Consider the following 14,654-nt stretch of genomic DNA (forward strand, 5'->3'; position numbering starts at 1 on the left):
TAATCAACAAGTGTTGTTAAAAAGGGAAGGTAGGAATGATTATGGCATTACGAGCAGGGATTGATGTTGGCTCTACAACCGTCAAGTTGGTCATTTTGAATGAACAAAACGAAAGTCTTTTTGCGAAGTATGAACGTCACTTTTCAGATGTGAAAAATGCCACAGAACGTATATTACGGGAAGCCAAGACAATAATCGGGAACCAAGAAATGACAATGAGTATCACAGGCTCTGGTGGTATGGGTCTGGCAGATGTTTTGGAAATTCCTTTCGTTCAAGAAGTAATTGCGTGTACACGTACAGTTGAAGAAATTATTCCTGAGACAGATGTAGCTATCGAACTAGGCGGAGAAGATGCGAAAATCACCTTCTTTGAAGGATCGCTAGAACAGCGGATGAATGGAAGCTGTGCTGGCGGCACAGGTGCGTTTATTGACCAGATGGCTGTTTTATTGAAAACGGATGCTAACGGCGTCAATGAATTAGCAAAAGAATATAAAACGATTTATCCGATTGCTTCACGTTGCGGTGTGTTTGCAAAAACTGACGTACAACCGCTGATCAATGAAGGAGCAGCTAAAGAAGACATTGCAGCGAGTATTTTCCAAGCAGTTGTTAATCAAACAATCGCAGGCTTAGCTTCTGGTCGGAAAATCAAAGGAAAGATCGCGTTTCTCGGCGGTCCGCTATTTTTCATGTCTGAATTACGGCAACGTTTTATTGAGACGTTGAATATTACACCAGAAAATGTGATTTTCCCAGAGAATCCTCAACTTTTTGTGGCGATGGGGGCGGCTTTTTATTCTGAAGAAGCAAAGAGCACCTCGCTAGAAGAATTATTGCAACGATTATTGACAGCAGATGAAGGACACTTATCGCCTTCAGATACATTGGATCCATTATTTGAAGATGAAGCTGATTTGGCGGAATTTCGGATGCGTCATGGTCAGGCACAAGTAAAAGAAAAAGATTTAGCTCAACATGAAGGCGTGGCATTTTTAGGAATTGATGCTGGTTCGACCACTACGAAAGTGACGCTGATTGATGACAGCGGGAATTTGATGTATTCATTTTATGGCAACAACCAAGGGCAACCACTGGAAACGACCATGAAAGTATTAAAAGATTTATACACAAAATTACCTGAGAATGTCTTCATCGGTAAAGCGGCTGTAACAGGCTATGGTGAACAGTTGATTAAAAATGCTTTGAAAGTTGACATTGGCGAAGTGGAAACGATGGCCCACTATAAAGCAGCAAATTATTTCCAACCAGGTGTTGACTTTATTTTAGATATTGGCGGACAAGACATGAAAGCTATGACAATCAAAGATGGCGCCTTGTCTTCAATCCAATTGAATGAAGCCTGTTCTTCAGGTTGTGGATCATTTATTGAAACATTCGCAAAATCGTTGAATTATAATGTAGAAGATTTTGCTCAAGCAGCGTTAAAATCAAAAGCACCGGTTGATTTGGGTTCACGTTGTACGGTCTTTATGAATTCTAAAGTAAAACAAGTTCAAAAAGAAGGAGCTTCAGTGGGTGATATCTCCGCAGGCTTGTCTTATTCAGTCATCAAAAATGCGATCTATAAAGTAATCAAAGTTCGTCGTCCTGAAGAACTAGGTGAAAAGGTTGTCTGTCAAGGCGGAACTTTTTATAATGAAGCAGTCTTGCGAGCCTTTGAAGTCGTTTCAGGTCGTCAAGTCGTTCGACCATCGATTGCTGGTTTAATGGGTGCTTTTGGTGCAGCATTGATTGCTTTGGAAAATTATGAAGTGGGTGAAAAAACTGCGACTCTTTCTTTAGCAGAAATCGATACTTTTACGGCAGAAAAAGAATTTACTCATTGTGGTTTGTGTGAAAACAATTGTATGTTGACAGTGACTATGTTCTCTGATGGGCGTCAATTCATTACGGGAAATCGTTGCGAACGTGGTGCACAAATCAAGGTGAAACGGGAAGATAAAAAAGTTAATTTAGTGGATTATAAATATCGTCGTCTATTCAAGTATCGGCCATTACGTAAAAAAGAAGCTGTTCGAGGTGAAATCGGTATTCCTCGTGTCTTGAATATGTATGAAAATTATCCGCTGTGGCATACATTTTTCAGTGATTTAGGTTTTCGGGTAAAATTGTCACCACGTTCGAATAAAGCATTATACGAACAAGGGATGGAGACTATCCCAAGTGATACGGCTTGTTATCCAGCAAAGATTACTCACGGTCATATCCAAGCGTTGATCGATAGCGGTGTTCCGCGAATCTTTTATCCTGGGGTCGTATTTGAACGCGAAGAATCAAAAGAAGCAGATAATCATTTCAACTGTCCGATTGTTCAAAGTTATCCGGATGTAATTCGCAATAACGTTGATGATATCCGTGACGGCAAAGTAGATTATCGAAATCCTTATTTAAATTTGGCCAATGAAGCGTCGGTTGCGAAAGTTTTGGGTCGTTGTTTCCAAGATTTAGGAATTACACAAACAGAGATTGACCAAGCATTGCACCATGCGTATGAAGAATTAGAAAAATTTAAAGCAGATATTCGTCAAAAAGGTGAAGAAACCTTGTTGATGCTTAATCAAAAAGGGCAACGCGGAGTCGTTCTTTCGGGGCGTCCGTACCATTTAGATCCTGAGATCAATCATGGAATTGCTGAAGTAATCACGCAAGAAGGATTTCACGTATTAACTGAAGACAGCGTATCGCATCTAAGCGATGTCGGGAATCTTCGAGTAGTGAACCAATGGGTCTATCATTCTCGATTATATGCAGCTGCGCGTGTCGTAGCCAAATCAAAAAATTTGGAACTTGTTCAATTGAACTCCTTTGGCTGTGGACTAGATGCAGTAACGACGGATCAAGTAGAAGAAATCATGGAACAGTATGGAAAAATCTACACCGTGTTAAAAATCGATGAAGGCTCCAACTTAGGCGCTATCAGAATTCGCTTGCGTTCATTAAAAGCGGCAGTCAATGAGCGGGAAAAATCGAATTTTGAACCAGTCAAGCGGTTTGAAGAACCAGAAAAAATTGTCTTTACTAAAGAAATGCGGAAGAAACACACATTGCTCTTACCAATGCTTAGTCCAATCCATCAATCAGGTTTGTTTGATGTTGCGCTAGAAGCTTCCGGATACAATGTCGTTTGTTTGCCAGCGATGGATCGTGAAGCCATCAATGTTGGATTAAAATTTGTCAACAATGATTCGTGTTATCCAGCAATCATCTCTATTGGGCAATTAGTTGAAGCGTTGCAAAGCGGAAAATATGATTTGAACAATACTAGTGTGATGATGAGTCAAACAGGCGGCGGTTGTCGTGCAACCAATTATATTCCGTTGTTGCGAAAAGCATTGAATGATGCTGGCTTCCCGCAAGTTCCAGTTGTTTCTGTTTCACTAGGAAATAAAGGTGTTGAGAGCAATCCTGGATTTAAATTCACATTGCCAATGCTAAAACGTATCGTCGTTGCCATACTTTATGGAGATTTATTTGAGCGGATGGTTTATCGGACACGACCTTATGAATTAGAAAAAGGTCAAATTGATGGCTTGCATGAAGAATGGTTGAAAAAAGTGGAAAGCAATGTACGAAGCGGATCATTGACAGTCTTTAATCGTAACATGAAAAAAATCATCAAAGATTTTGATACGATTCCGATCTCAAATGAAATCAAACCAAAAGTTGGCGTCGTGGGTGAGATTTTAGTCAAATACTCGCCAACTGCCAATAATGATATTGTTCGTTTATTGGAAGCAGAAGGTGCCGAAGCTGTCGTTCCAGATTTGATCGGATTTATGAACTATTCGTTGTATAATCAAATTTGGAAATATGACAACATGGGCATGCCGAAGAAAAATAAAACAATCGCTGAATGGGCCATCAAATTGATTGAAGTAGTAGAAAAACCAATGGATAAAGCTTTGCGTGCTTCTAAACGCTTTACAGGGATTCACTCAATCTATCAATTGGCGGAAGATGCCAGCAAGATTCTTTCAATTGGGAACCATACAGGCGAAGGGTGGTTCTTGACAGGCGAAATGATCGATCTATTGAAGACAGGTGTTAACAACATCGTCTGCATGCAACCATTTGGATGTTTGCCAAATCATGTAGTAGGTAAAGGTGTAATCAAGGAATTACGTCACCAATATCCAAAATCAAATATTGCTGCAATTGATTATGATCCAGGAGTTTCAATCGTCAACCAATTGAATCGGATTCGTTTAATGATGGCTACTGCCAATAAACAGTTAAAAGAAGAAATCAAAAGTTAATTGAAAGAGTAGACCAATTAGAATGGTCTACTCTTTTTTTCTAGTAATTTTTGAAAGACAACCATTATGAGAATAACTGATTGATTTGCAATAGATGGTCTATCAAGGAAAATAAAAAACAAAGTAGAAAATAATAGAAGAGTTATTGTTGTACATTAGGTATATACCAGTTATAATAGAAGAAAATTAAACGAGGTGAAAAAACGTGGCGAATCAAGTGCCAGTTTATATTCAAATACATGATCAATTAAAAAATGAAATTGAAAACGGCGTATGGAAGATCGGCGCTCGCCTGCCTTCTGAACGAGAATTATCCTTACGTTTTGGTGTCAGTCGGATGACGCTTCGTCAAGCAATCCAAACATTATCTGACGAAGGAATATTAGAACGTAAAATCGGTTCAGGTACTTATGTAGCAAGTAAAAAAGTTCAAGAAAAAATGAGTGGCACGACAAGTTTCACTGACATTATGGAATCCCTTGGGAAAGTTCCTTCCAGTAAAACGATCTCATTTTTCCATTCACGGGCTAGCTCAAGTGAAGCTGAAAAATTAGGTTTAGAAAAAGGGGAACAAGTTCTGCGAATGGAACGTATCCGTTATGCAGATGATGTGCCGATCTGCTTTGAAGTCGCAAGTATCCCCGCAAAATTGATTGAAGGATTCAGTAAAGAAGAGATCACAGAATCTTTTTATCATAGTTTACAAGAAAAAGGCTTTGAGATTGGACCGGCCAATCAAACTGTCTCAGCAATTTTAGCAACAGAACAAATTGCTGAATATTTAGTAATAAAACGTGGTGATGCGATCTTACGATTGCGTCAAATCTCGTATCTAGCTGATGGACGTCCATTTGAATATGTGCGTACGCAATACGTGGGTAGCCGCTTTGAATTTTACTTAGAAAAATAATCCAAGCGGCTAGGCTTCTTGGATCTGTTCATGATACATCATTTCGCCCGTTTCAAAATGAACTTGGCCATTTAATAAATCAGTGACTTGTGTTTCAAAAGAAATTCGTTGGTTTTCATCAACCAAACAAGTCACGATGACCTGATCGGTAAATTGAGTATCTTTGACAGCTATTTGTGCATTTGTGAGGAAATTTTCCATTTTGCCCCAATTCGGATAATCTAATTGGACAAAAATTTCTTGTTGCAGCCGACCTTCAACAATACCGATCTCAGCGATTGCTTGGGAAACTGCTCCGGAGTAAGCACGAATCAATCCGCCGGCCCCGAGTTTGGTTCCGCCGAAGTAACGAGTAACAACAGCACAAACATTGATTAAGTCATTTTTTTTCAATACTTCCAGCATAGGAACACCGGCAGTTCCGCTAGGTTCGCCATCATCTGATGAGCGTTGGATTTCGTTGCGATCCCCTAAGACAAAGGCACTGCAATTATGATTGGCTTTCCAATGATCCTTTTTGATTTGTTGAATGAAGGCTTTGGCTTCTTCTTCAGACGTGATTCGTTTTAAAAAACAAATGAAACGGGATTTTTTGATTTCGATTTCATGTTGGTGATCTTTTTTTATAGTACGATAATTTTGCAGCATGATTTTGCCTCACTTTATTTTCTCTTCTTTGTTAGTATAGGAGAAAAGTGGGGCGAGTTTCAACTAAATGTTTCTTTATAGGAATTTGCTTGAAGGTGAGGGAGAAGCGTGACGCGGACAAAAAATATGATGGGATTACACATTATTTAAAAAGTAATAATGGCTCACAAGTGACACTGACTTTTACACAATTTGACGAGTTATTGTTTCCCCGCAGCGGCCTGCCGCAGACTGCTCGTCAGGATCTAGACTGGTGGGCAAATGATTATCGTCATCCAGAAAAAGGTGCTTACGGTTGGTTGAATGCAAATTATGAGGTCGTTCAGGTCAACCTTGAAAAAGAATATGTGGTCTTCAACAAATTAGTGAAATCAAGTTGGTTGATTTAGTAAGACCAAAATTATTTAGATAACTAAAGATGAAAAAGTACGGCTTATTAGCGGTGCTTTTTTTTGTGTATTGCGTATTTTTTTTTAAAGGAGGCAGGTGTATGGAAATTATTGGTCAGCGATTATTAAAAAAAGAGTGGGAAGTTTTTTATCCCCAGATGGATCTAGGTCAGGCTAAAAAGATACCAGCAATGGTGAAATCAGGAAATAGCTGGTTATGTCAGCGTTGCGGGGAGCTATCTGCTGAAAAAGTGCCAGCTGGCTTTTTCTACTGTCCGGCTTGTTTAGCATTAGGCCGAATAGACAGTCGTTCATTTCTCTACTATTTTCCAGTAAGAAAGCTGTCTACTAGAAAAGTAACACTCATTTGGAAAGGCGAATTATCTGCTGCACAAGGGAAAATCGCTGAGTGCCTGCTCCAAGATCAACTAAAAGCTCAGACATTTTTGCTTTGGGCTGTAACCGGAGCAGGAAAAACAGAAATCTTATTTCCATTATTAAAAAATTCCCTGGAACGAGGGAGGAAAATCGCTCTTACTTCTCCTCGAATAGATGTTTGTAACGAAGTTTTTCTTCGTTTTTACCAAGCATTTCCGCAAGAAAAAATCAGTCTCTATCATGGACAAAAACGTCAAGATGCTGGAGATGTTTTCGTTGTGTGTACCGTACATCAACTTTTACGGTATCACAGCTATTTTGATTTAGTGATTATTGATGAAGTGGACGCGTTTCCTTATGCAAAAGATCCGTTATTGCATCGCGCGGCAGTTCGGTCGCTAAAAACAACCGGCAAGCGCGTGTATTTGAGCGCGACACCTGATGAACAGTTAAAAAAGACGGTCGATTGTTTGTATTATTTACCAGCGCGCTATCATCGGCGCAGTCTGCCTGTCCCCAAAGTATTATTTTCTTGGCATTTAGAAAAGTATTTACATAAAAGGTGTTTGCCGAGGAAAGTCATAGCACACCTTAGATTGTTGTTGGAAAAAAATAATGTATTACTTTTTTGTCCGAGTGTCTCCTTGCTGCAAATGATAGCAAACAGTATTCAAAAATCATTTCCGCAAGTAAAATTAACAACTGTTTTTTCAAAAGATCAAGAACGCCTTCTCAAAGTCGAACAGATGCGGGCGGGGAAGTATCATTTGCTTTTGACTACTACGATTTTAGAGCGGGGAGTTACTTTTGAAAAGGTATCCGTTATCGTATTACAGGCATCACATCAGATCTATAGTAAAGCAGCTTTAGTCCAAATGGCTAGGCGAGCTGATCGCAAAGGGAAGTACACCAACGCTGAAGTCATTTTTATCACAAGTGAACTGACAGCTCCGATCAAAGCCGCAATCAATGAAATCAAAGAAAATAATCAAAAAGCACTATCTTTGGGATTGATCGATGAAGTGTAGTTGTTGCCAAAAAGAATTGATCCGCAATTTGACTTTACGTGAATTGTTTTTTTCGACATCTCTAAGGTGTTATCATTGTGAGAAACAATTTACTAAAATCGACCAAAAGACAGCTTGTCCTGGTTGCGGGCGTGGAAATACACCGAAATTGTGTCAAGATTGCCATATATGGCAGCAAAAATTAGGCTTTGTTTTAAATAATAAAAGTTTGTATCAGTATGATGAAGGTTTTCGCCAGTGGATCAAAGCATATAAGTTTACAGGCGATTATCGATTGCGAGGAGCGTTTGTGACAGAACTTGAACAATTGCTAAAAATATATCGAACCTACCTGATCTGCCCGTTGCCATTATCCAAAGAACGATTTGAGCAGCGGGGGTTTAATCAAGTTAGTGGTTGTTTAGAATTAACGAAGGTTTCTTTTGCCCCGTTATTAAAACGAAAAGAGTTATCACCGCAATCAGAAAAAACGCGAACTGAGCGTTTGTTGATGGAGCAGCCCTTCTTGTTAGCTGTGACAAGTGAAAAAATTAAAAATCAAAAAGTTTTATTAGTAGATGACGTGTACACGACGGGAAGAACCTTGTTTCATGGGGCAGAATTATTGTATAAAAATGGAGCGGAAACGGTGAAAAGCTTGACTTTTGCTCGGTAAAATGCTTTGTTTTTGCTTGTAAAATTGATAGCGATTTACTTTGCAAAAGAATGAGATTTCGCTATAATAGAGATAAGAAGAAGAGGTAAGAGTGGTCCTTCCTCCTATCTTCAGTTGGCAAGACGAAAGGGGCAATACGTATGTTCAAATATAATGTTCGTGGGGAAAACATCGAAGTTACCGAAGCTATCCGCAGCTACGTTGAAAAGAAAGTAGGCAAATTAGAACGCTACTTCACTGATGTTCCGGATGCAACTGCTTATGTCAATTTAAAAGTTTATACAGAAAAAACGGCAAAAGTTGAAGTAACGATTCCATTACCTTACTTGGTTCTTCGGGCGGAAGAAACTTCACCAGATTTATATGCAAGTATTGATTTGGTTGTGGATAAATTAGAACGTCAAATCCGCAAATTTAAAACAAAAATTAATCGTAAAGCTCGTGAAACTGGCGTACCTGAACGTGAAGTAGACGTGCTAGTGAACGCGGAAGATTCAGAAGAATCTGAATTAGAAATCGTTCGTACAAAACGCTTATCCTTGAAACCAATGGGTAGCGAAGAAGCCGTTTTACAAATGAACATGCTAGGACATAATTTCTTCATCTTTGAAGATGCTGAAACAAATGGCACAAGTATTGTTTATCGCCGTAAAGACGGAAAATATGGGTTAATTGAAACTGATTGATAGCAAAAACCTTCCAACTACTGTTGGAAGGTTTTTTATTTGGTGTTTTGGAACTTTCAGCAGTTAAAAAAGTCTAAAAATGGTTAATCATTGTATAAGTCGCCCTTTATTTGATACGAGAAGTTTCTTTTCTCAACGACTAATGCTAAAATATACTAGCGGGTTTCTATCAAAAAATAGAAAATGATAAGAAATAAAGGAGTAAGATAAACGAATGGCAAACTTTCTGAGACGAATGATTGAAAACGATAAAAAAGAATTGAAACGATTGAGCGGGATTGCTGACAAAATTGAAGAATATGCTAGCGCCATGGAAGCATTGTCAGATGAACAATTGCGCGGCAAGACCGATGAATTTAAAGCTCGCTATCAAGCCGGCGAAACGCTAGATGAATTATTGCCAGAAGCATTTGCAGTAGTTCGTGAAGCTGCAAAAAGAGTCTTAGGACTGTATCCATACCACGTTCAATTAATGGGGGGGATCGTTTTACACGATGGCAACATCCCAGAAATGAAAACTGGTGAAGGAAAAACATTGACGGCAACGATGCCGGTTTATCTGAATGCTTTAACTGGTGAAGGAGTCCATGTAGTTACAGTCAACGAATATTTGGCAACGCGTGACTCAAATGAAATGGGCGATCTATATAACTTTTTAGGATTAAGTGTAGGCTTGAATATTAATTCAAAGACAGCAGATGAAAAACGTGAAGCTTATAATTGTGACATCACTTATAGTACAAATAATGAATTAGGTTTTGATTACTTACGGGACAACATGGTAGTTTACCAAAGTCAAATGGTCCAACGTCCTTTAAATTACGCAATCGTCGATGAAGTCGATTCGATCTTGATCGATGAAGCTCGGACACCGTTGATTATTTCTGGTGCGGCAGAGAAGTCTACAGCATTGTATACGCGGACGAACAATTTTGTGAAGCGTCTGAAAGAAGAAGAAGATTTCAAAATCGACATCCAATCAAAAACAATTGGTTTGACGGAACAAGGAATCGAAAAAGCCGAAGAGAACTTCGGCTTAGAAAATCTATATGATTTAGATAATACGGCATTAACTCATCACTTGGATCAAGCCTTGCGAGCAACATTTATTATGATTCGCGACATTGATTACGTAGTTCAAGAAGGAAAAGTTTTGATTGTTGACCAGTTTACTGGACGGATTATGGATGGCCGTCGTTATTCTGATGGATTGCATCAAGCAATTGAAGCAAAAGAAGGCGTAGAAATTGAAGATGAGACCAAGACGATGGCGACTATTACCTTCCAAAACTATTTCCGGATGTATAAAAAATTAGCTGGGATGACTGGTACAGCAAAAACAGAAGAAGAAGAATTTCGTGAAATCTACAATATCGAAGTTATTCAAATCCCAACAAATCGTCCAGTCATTCGAGAAGATCATTCAGATTTATTATACCCAACATTGGAAAGTAAATTCCACGCGGTGGTCCAAGACATCAAAGAACGCCATCGTAAGGGACAACCAATTTTAGTTGGTACAGTAGCGGTTGAAACATCTGAGTTGCTTTCAAACTTATTGGATCACGAAAAAGTCCCTCATGAGATCTTAAATGCGAAAAATCATTTTAAAGAAGCGGAGATTATCATGAATGCTGGGCAAAAAGGCTCAGTTACGATCGCCACCAATATGGCTGGTCGAGGAACGGATATCAAGTTGGGTCTGGGAGTTGTTGAGTTAGGCGGATTAGCTGTCATCGGTACAGAACGTCACGAATCACGTCGAATCGATAATCAGCTCCGCGGTCGTTCAGGTCGTCAAGGAGATCCTGGTGTTTCGCAATTTTATCTGTCACTTGAAGATGATTTAATGAAACGATTTGGTTCTGAACGAATCAAAGCGTTCTTGGATCGTATGAAAGTAGAAGACGAAGATGCTGTGATTCAAAGTAAAATGCTGACTCGTCAAGTAGAATCTGCTCAAAAACGAGTGGAAGGAAACAACTATGATACACGTAAAAATGTTTTGCAATACGATGATGTTATGCGTGAACAACGAGAAGTGATTTATAAACAACGGCAAGATGTCATCATGGGTGAAAAAGATTTGACACCGAATTTATTGAATATGGTACGTCGGACGATTTCACGTGTTGTTGACAGTCATACTCAATTAGAAAAAGAAAATTGGAATCTTGAAGCGTTGGCGGATTTTGCCGGTTCAACTTTGGTGCATGAAGAATCTATTTCAAAAACTGATTTTGAAGGCAAGACAGCCCAAGAAATCAAAGACTATTTGTATGATCGCGCCAAAGAAGTGTTTGATACAAAAGTCTCACAATTACAAAGTCCAGAACAATTATTGGAATTTGAAAAAGTTGTGATTTTGCGGGTCGTTGACACAAAATGGACTGATCATATCGATGCGATGGATCAATTACGTCAATCAGTCGGCTTGCGGGCATATGGACAAAACAATCCACTTGTTGAATATCAAACAGAAGGTTATAAGATGTTTGAGGACATGGTCGGTGCGATTGAATTTGAAGTGACACGTCTCTTCATGAAAGCAGAGATTCGTCAAAATGTTCAGCGGGAACAAGTTGCACAAAATCAACAAGAACATCCGGTCGAAGCAGATGGTGATCCGAAGAATTTGACCCACACGAAACAAAAACCAGTCCATGTTGAAAAAGTCGGACGCAATGATCCATGCCCATGCGGCAGTGGGAAAAAATATAAAAACTGTCATGGTAAGGAACAATAATTTTTTTGTGAGAAAAAATGAACGGACGGGGCATAGTTATTATGTCTCGTCTTTTGCCAGTCTTTTACAGTTTATGAGTTATCATGAATTTTGAAATGATTCGTTGATAGAGTAGTAGAAAGAGTTGTCGATCAGAAAGAAGGAAAAGATTTGGAAAACGCGGAAATACAAAATTTACTAAATACGATGGAAGAACAAGTCGTAAGCTTCAGGGGGTCTCTTTGACCTAGAGCAATTAGAAGAAGACATCGCCGAAGCAGAGAATCAAATGACTGCACCTGATTTTTGGGATGATTCAGAAAAAGCCCAGAATTTGATTAATCGGAACAATGCGATAAAAGAAACTTATGATCAATTTCAAGAGATTGCTAATGAGACCGAGGAATTAACGGTTATGTGGGAAATGCAGCAAGAAGAATTTGATGCTGAATTGCAAACGGAGTTGGAAGAACGTTTAAGACACTTGCAAGAAAAAGTGGCTAGTTTTGAATTGTCCTTGTTGTTAGACGATCCTTATGATAAAAATAATGCCATCGTGGAATTGCATCCGGGAGCTGGCGGGACTGAATCACAAGATTGGGGTTCGCTGTTGTTAAGGATGTATACACGTTGGGCGGAGCAGCATGGTTTTTCTGTCGAGACGATTGATTATCAATCAGGTGACGAGGCGGGGATCAAAAGTGTGACACTTATGATCAAAGGAATTAATGCATATGGGTACTTGAAATCAGAAAAAGGCGTGCATCGTTTGGTACGCATTTCTCCTTTTGATTCAGCAAATCGACGCCATACTTCATTTTGTTCCGTGGAAGTTATGCCTGAACTTGATGAAAATATTGAAGTCGAGATCAATCCAGATGATCTAAAGGTAGATGTTTATCGTGCCAGTGGAGCTGGCGGCCAACACATCAATAAAACTTCTTCAGCGGTGCGTATCACGCATTTGCCTACTGGGACAGTTGTTGCCAGCCAAGCACAACGTTCGCAATTTCATAATCGTGAGACTGCGATGCAAACGTTGAAGGCCAAGTTGTATCAACTAGAGATTGAGAAAAAAGAACGTGAAGCGGCGGCTTTACGAGGCGAACAAAAAGAAATCGGATGGGGTTCACAAATTCGCTCCTATGTTTTTCATCCATACACGATGGTGAAAGATCATCGTACCGATTATGAAACGGGAAATGTCCAAGCCGTAATGGATGGTGAATTAGATCCTTTTATTGATGCTTATTTGAAATGGCGCTTGGCACAAGATGCCTAAGTGTTAAAATGAAATCAAATTGTAAAGTAATGAAAGCCAGTTGCAATGTTGGCATGCTATAATAACAAAGAATTTAAGAGGATTTGGAGAGATAAGCATGATTGAAATGCAGGATGTAACAAAAAAATATCCTAATAAGACAACTGCTGTACGTGGAATTTCCGTCCACATCAAACAAGGCGAGTTCGTCTATGTCGTTGGTCCTTCAGGTAGCGGAAAATCTACTTTTATCAAATTGATGTATCGCGAAGAAAAAGCAACTTCTGGGAAAAAATTAGAAGTTGTAAACCATGATCTATTGAAAATAAAAAATAAGGAAGTTCCTTATTTGCGCCGTGATATTGGTGTTGTTTTCCAAGATTTCAAATTATTGCCTCGCAAGACTGTTTATGAAAATGTCGCCTATGCGATGCAAGTAATTGGCCGTAAACCACGAGAAATCAAAAAACGAGTTATGGAAGTATTAGATTTAGTAGGATTGAAACACAAGGTCCGTGTTTTTCCGAGTGAATTATCTGGCGGAGAACAACAGCGAGTATCGATTGCACGTGCAATTGTCAATACACCCAAAGTATTGATTGCTGATGAACCAACGGGAAATCTAGACCCAGATACTTCATGGGAAATCATGAAGTTATTAGAACGAATTAATAATCAAGGAACCACGATCGTAATGGCCACACATAATAAAACGATCGTAGATACCATGCGCCATCGCTTGATCGCGATTGAAAATGGGCTGATCGTTCGGGATGAAGCGGAAGGAGAATATGAGTTTGATGATTAGAAATTTCTTCCGGCACTTATTAGAGAGTGTCAAAAGTGTCAAACGTAATGGCTGGATGACTTTAGCATCTGTTAGTGCGGTGACAATCACATTGACGATGGCAGGGATTTTCTTAGCTGTAATCATGAATGCAACAAAACTAGCTCAAGATGTTGAAGGAAATGTCGAGGTGACGGTTTTTGTCGACATCGGCACCAAAAACAAAGAATTAAAGAAATTGAAATCTGAATTACAAGAAATTAATCATGTAGATGAAGTGACTTTCTCAAGCAAACAAGAACAATTGAAGAAATTACAAAAACAAATGGGCGAGGCTTGGGATTTATTTGAAGGGGACAGTAACCCGCTTTACGATGTCTATGTCGTAAAAGCAACAGATGCGGAATATATTCGTCCGGTAACACGAGAAGCTAGTCAACTGACAAACGTCTTCCGAGCAAATTACGGTGGAAATTCTGCCGACCGAATCATCCAAATGTCGAAAGTTGTTCGAACTTGGGGCTTAGCAGCGGCAGCGTTATTAGTTTTTGTAGCGATTTTCTTGATTTCAAACACTATTCGGATCACAATCATTTCACGCAAAACCGAGATTCAGATTATGCGTCTTGTTGGTGCGAAAAATGGCTATATTCGTTGGCCGTTCTTCCTTGAAGGCGGGTGGATTGGTTTGATTGGATCGATTGTACCGATTTTGATTCTAACTTATGGGTACTCACAAGTTTATGGGTTAGCGGCACCGTATTTGTTGCAATCAAATCTAGCTTTATTACGTCCAAGCCAAATCGTATGGATTCTAGATATTATCATGGCAGTTGGCGGCTATCTGATTGGATCTATCGGTTCAGTTATTTCTATGCGTCGTTTCCTAAAGATTTAAAAAACT

The 14,654-nt window shown here is 39.2% G+C and carries 11 protein-coding genes; 10 read left to right on the forward strand and 1 reads right to left on the reverse strand.

Annotated features, from left to right (window positions below):
* The first annotated feature begins 41 nt into the window (after nt 1-41).
* Both P7D84_RS01760 and P7D84_RS01765 read left to right on the forward strand, forming a co-directional pair.
* Nucleotides 42-4,283 (forward strand): acyl-CoA dehydratase activase-related protein, encoded by a 4,242-nt coding sequence (locus tag P7D84_RS01760; RefSeq protein WP_311804935.1) that lies wholly within the window; start codon nt 42-44, stop codon nt 4,281-4,283.
* A gap of 205 nt (nt 4,284-4,488) precedes the next feature.
* A complete protein-coding gene (locus P7D84_RS01765) occupies nt 4,489-5,193 on the forward strand; it encodes a GntR family transcriptional regulator (RefSeq protein ID WP_137604015.1) in 705 nt (234 codons plus the stop codon).
* 9 nt (nt 5,194-5,202) lie between these two features.
* On the opposite strand, the gene P7D84_RS01770 is transcribed toward P7D84_RS01765, so the two are convergent.
* Nucleotides 5,203-5,841, reverse strand: a complete 639-nt coding sequence (locus P7D84_RS01770) for a YigZ family protein (RefSeq protein WP_311804807.1) — start codon at nt 5,839-5,841, stop codon at nt 5,203-5,205.
* Between the two features lie 95 nt (nt 5,842-5,936).
* Between P7D84_RS01770 and P7D84_RS01775 the strand changes: the two genes are divergently transcribed.
* The 8 genes from P7D84_RS01775 (at nt 5,937) to ftsX (ending at nt 14,648) form a co-directional block, all read left to right on the forward strand.
* A complete protein-coding gene (locus P7D84_RS01775) occupies nt 5,937-6,230 on the forward strand; it encodes a DUF7662 domain-containing protein (RefSeq protein ID WP_376716906.1) in 294 nt (97 codons plus the stop codon).
* Between the two features lie 101 nt (nt 6,231-6,331).
* Nucleotides 6,332-7,636: a DEAD/DEAH box helicase gene (locus P7D84_RS01780; RefSeq protein WP_311804808.1), complete on the forward strand. Its 1,305-nt coding sequence runs from the start codon at nt 6,332-6,334 to the stop codon at nt 7,634-7,636.
* The gene (locus P7D84_RS01785) at nt 7,626-8,291 is read left to right on the forward strand and encodes a ComF family protein (protein WP_311804809.1); all 666 of its coding nucleotides are present in this window, start codon (nt 7,626-7,628) and stop codon (nt 8,289-8,291) included. Before P7D84_RS01780 ends, P7D84_RS01785 begins: the two co-directional genes overlap by 11 nt.
* Nucleotides 8,292-8,431: 140 nt before the next feature.
* A complete protein-coding gene (gene hpf / locus P7D84_RS01790; protein ID WP_137604011.1) occupies nt 8,432-8,977 on the forward strand; it encodes a ribosome hibernation-promoting factor, HPF/YfiA family in 546 nt (181 codons plus the stop codon).
* 214 nt (nt 8,978-9,191) lie between these two features.
* Entirely contained in the window at nt 9,192-11,723 is a 2,532-nt protein-coding gene (gene secA / locus P7D84_RS01795) for a preprotein translocase subunit SecA (protein WP_137604010.1), read from the forward strand.
* 150 nt (nt 11,724-11,873) lie between these two features.
* Nucleotides 11,874-12,984 (forward strand): peptide chain release factor 2 gene (gene prfB, locus P7D84_RS01800; protein ID WP_311804810.1). Its coding sequence is split into 2 segments (ribosomal slippage): nt 11,874-11,945 and nt 11,947-12,984, totalling 1,110 coding nucleotides; the frame shifts between segments, so codons are not numbered across the junction.
* A 97-nt stretch (nt 12,985-13,081) separates the two neighbouring features.
* On the forward strand, nt 13,082-13,771 hold the full coding sequence (gene ftsE / locus P7D84_RS01805; protein WP_137604008.1) for a cell division ATP-binding protein FtsE: 690 nt from the start codon (nt 13,082-13,084) through the stop codon (nt 13,769-13,771).
* Nucleotides 13,764-14,648, forward strand: coding sequence for a permease-like cell division protein FtsX (gene ftsX / locus P7D84_RS01810; RefSeq protein ID WP_137604073.1), 885 nt, complete (start codon nt 13,764-13,766; stop codon nt 14,646-14,648). Before ftsE ends, ftsX begins: the two co-directional genes overlap by 8 nt.
* Nucleotides 14,649-14,654: the final 6 nt, after the last annotated feature.

It is taken from the genome of Enterococcus dongliensis, from assembly GCF_031927985.1.
In the GTDB taxonomy this organism is placed as follows: Bacteria; Bacillota; Bacilli; order Lactobacillales; family Enterococcaceae; genus Enterococcus_A; species Enterococcus_A dongliensis.

Excerpts from the sequence above, each read along its gene's own strand:
- P7D84_RS01760 (WP_311804935.1), top strand. The coding sequence starts at position 42 with ATGGCATTACGAGCAGGGATTGATGTTGGCTCTACAACCGTCAAGTTG.
- P7D84_RS01770 (WP_311804807.1), bottom strand. The coding sequence starts at position 5,841 with ATGCTGCAAAATTATCGTACTATAAAAAAAGATCACCAACATGAAATC.
- P7D84_RS01780 (WP_311804808.1), top strand. The coding sequence starts at position 6,332 with ATGGAAATTATTGGTCAGCGATTATTAAAAAAAGAGTGGGAAGTTTTT.
- P7D84_RS01785 (WP_311804809.1), top strand. The coding sequence starts at position 7,626 with ATGAAGTGTAGTTGTTGCCAAAAAGAATTGATCCGCAATTTGACTTTA.
- hpf (WP_137604011.1), top strand. The coding sequence starts at position 8,432 with ATGTTCAAATATAATGTTCGTGGGGAAAACATCGAAGTTACCGAAGCT.
- secA (WP_137604010.1), top strand. The coding sequence starts at position 9,192 with ATGGCAAACTTTCTGAGACGAATGATTGAAAACGATAAAAAAGAATTG.
- ftsE (WP_137604008.1), top strand. The coding sequence starts at position 13,082 with ATGATTGAAATGCAGGATGTAACAAAAAAATATCCTAATAAGACAACT.
- ftsX (WP_137604073.1), top strand. The coding sequence starts at position 13,764 with ATGATTAGAAATTTCTTCCGGCACTTATTAGAGAGTGTCAAAAGTGTC.